The sequence below is a fragment of the Spongiactinospora gelatinilytica genome, assembly GCF_003236385.1.
Lineage (GTDB): Bacteria > Actinomycetota > Actinomycetes > Streptosporangiales > Streptosporangiaceae > Spongiactinospora > Spongiactinospora gelatinilytica.
Genome location: NZ_POUA01000651.1, coordinates 1 through 2,102, shown reverse-complemented (window position 1 = coordinate 2,102; position 2,102 = coordinate 1). Strand labels below are relative to the sequence as shown.

At 73.2% G+C, this 2,102-nt stretch carries 2 protein-coding genes; both read left to right on the top strand.

All coding sequences use genetic code 11. The annotated features are described in order from the left end of the window. Positions 1-1,339: lipopolysaccharide biosynthesis protein (locus tag C1I98_RS38235; RefSeq protein WP_111172105.1), on the top strand; the 1,339-nt coding region annotated here is incomplete at its 5' end. Continuing rightward, on the top strand, positions 1,336-2,102 hold a 767-nt coding region (locus C1I98_RS38230), incomplete at its 3' end, for a sulfotransferase (protein ID WP_111172104.1). The genes C1I98_RS38235 and C1I98_RS38230, both read left to right, overlap by 4 nt.

The window sequence follows — 2,102 nt, the reverse complement described above, 5'->3', positions numbered from 1 at the left end:
GGTGGCGCTGGTCCTGGTGGTGACCCGGTCGTTCCCGCCCGCCACGGCGGGCGCGCTGTTCACCGCGATGGCCCTGTGCCTGATGACGGCCGGGGTGGTCCGGCTGGACGCGAGCAACGGCCTCGTCCACGCGCTGGCCTCTGGTACCGAGCACGCCCCCATATACGCCTATGTCCGGGCGGCCCTGTATCCGGTGATCGCCCTCTCCATGGCCACGGCCGTTGCGGTGTACCTGCTCGCGCCCACCGTCACCGCCGTCACCGGCGTACCGGCCGGGTGGGTGCGCCTGCTGTCGCTCGCCCTGCCGTTCATCGCCTGCGCCGACGTCCTCGTCGCGGCGACCAGGGGCCTCGGCGCCATGGGCCCGACCACGTACCTCCTCGGGCTGGTCCAGCCGCTCACCCAGCTCACCCTGATCTGCCTGGCCACCATCATCGGCTCAGCGTCCGCGCTCCCCCTCGCCTGGGCTCTGCCGTACGTACCGATCCTCGCCCTCGCCGCCCTCTGGCTCCACCGCCACACATCGGCCCTCGCCGAAAGTGGCCGACCGCCGGGGACCAGGACCCCGCCCCCCGGCCCCGGCGAACCACCTGGTGCCGTGATCCCGGCGATGCCGGGAGCCGGACATACGCACGGCGAGCGGGCGCGGCACACCCGCCACGCCGCCCGCGAACTCTGGCGGCACACGGGCCCGCGAGCGGTGGCCGGCGGGATTCAGGCGGTGTTCCAGCGGCTGGACATCGTGATCGTCGCGGTGCTCGCCGGCCCGGTCGAGGCGGCCTGTTACACGGCGGCGACCCGCTTCAAGATCATCGGCCAGCTCGCCGCACAAGGGCTCGCGCATGCCGTGCAGCCACGGCTCGTCAGCGCCCTGACCGGACATGACCTGCACACCGCGCGACGCCTCTACCAGGTGACCACGCTGTGGCTGGTCGCGCTGACCTGGCCGGTGTGGATCGGCTACGCGGCGCTCGCGCCCTGGCTTCCGGCGCTGCTCGGTACCGGCTACCAGCAGGGCGCGCAGGTGGCCGTCGTGCTGGCCGCGACCATGATGGTCGCCTCGGCGTGCGGGATGGCGGACCTCGCGCTGATCGCCGCCGGACACACCACCGCAAGCCTGGCGAACACCACCATCGCCATCACCGTGACCGTGGCCGCCGACATCGCCCTCGTGCCCGCGCACGGGGCGCTGGGCGCGGCGCTCGGCTGGTCGGCCGGAGTACTCGTGAAGAACCTGCTGCCCCTGCTCCACCTGCACCGCACGTACCGGCTGCGCCCCTTCGGCCGGCACACTCCGGCCGCCCTGCGTCCGCGCGCCTGGCAGGAGGGCGCGGCGTGAACGCGCCCATCCTGGTCACCGGCCTGCCGCGCAGCGGGACGAGCTGGACCGGCCGGATGCTCACGGCCGGCGGCGGGCTCGTCTACGTCAACGAGCCACTGAACCCGCAGCACCCGCCCGGTCGCTGCCCCGGCGTGCTGAACGCCGAGGTCACCCACCGCTTCCAGTACATCTGCCGGGACAACGAGGACACCTGGCTCCCCGCGTTCCGCGACACGGTGGCGCTGCGCTACCGGTTCGCGGCCGAACTGCGCCGCAACCGCTCGCCGTACGACCTGGCCAGGCTCGTCCGCTACGGGACCGCCTTCACCGCCGGACGGCTGCGGCGCGCCCGGGCGCTGCTGGACGACCCGTTCGCGGTACTTTCGGCGGGCTGGTTCGCCGACCGGCTGGGCTGCCAGGTGATCGTACTTCGCCGCGATCCGGTGTCGTTCGTGGCGAGCTGGCAGCGGCTCGGCTGGACGATCCACTTCCGCGACCTGCTGGACCAGCCGCTGCTCGTCCGCGACCACCCCGAGGTCGCGCAGGTCGGCGCACTCGCGGACTCCACCGACCGGATCACCAAGGCCGCCACCCTGTGGCGGCTCACCGACACCATCACCACCCACCTCGCGGCCCGGCACCCGGGCATCCAGGTCGTCCAGTACGAAGACCTGGCCCGCGACCCTCTCGGCGGCTTCCACACCCTCTACGACCGGACCGGCCTGGAGTGGTCCCCCCGCGCGGAAAAACGCATCACCCACGCCTGCACGGCCCCCATCAC